Origin of the sequence: Psychrobacter sp. AOP31-B2-9 (assembly GCF_052378005.1) — a bacterium.
Taxonomy (GTDB): Bacteria; Pseudomonadota; Gammaproteobacteria; order Pseudomonadales; family Moraxellaceae; genus Psychrobacter.
This window is the reverse complement of record NZ_JBQSXG010000344.1, coordinates 1-454: the sequence shown is the minus strand read 5'-3', so window position 1 is coordinate 454 and position 454 is coordinate 1. Positions and strand designations below refer to the sequence as shown.

Genomic DNA, 454 nt, shown 5'->3' with positions numbered 1-454 from the left:
AGATAGCTTTTGGTCGGGGTCATATGATTGCGACTGTCGGTATCGCTTTGAGCATCTGTGATACCAGTCATTGGCGGTAGCACGCGTTTGCTATATAAGCTACCCACCCATGGCGTGTCTGCGGTAATCAGACGCAGCTGGGTTAAGTGAATGCCTGCCTCTAGAGTGGAGGCATGACGTTCATGATGGCGACGACTGATGGTTAGACCTGTCACGTGTGCCAGACTGTTGCGTGCCAAGTGTACGATATGGGTCGCACGATAGTGCTGATTGAGATGGTTGTGATCGACTAGTATAAAGGTATCGGCAACATTCAAATCGGTGGCATGGGCGAGTGCATGATAAACGCTATAGTGGCTTTGATGACTATTGGCGACGACAGTCGCTTCATCGATGGTCTCGGTATCTGTCACTGGGGCAAACGCAGCAGGAGTGTCTAGCGTGAGTGTTTGGC

1 protein-coding gene is annotated in these 454 nt (G+C 51.1%); it reads right to left on the bottom strand.

Translation table 11 applies throughout. The features are described 5' to 3' along the window. On the bottom strand, positions 1-454 hold a 454-nt coding region (locus ACT3SX_RS15555; protein ID WP_444761876.1), incomplete at both ends, for a hypothetical protein.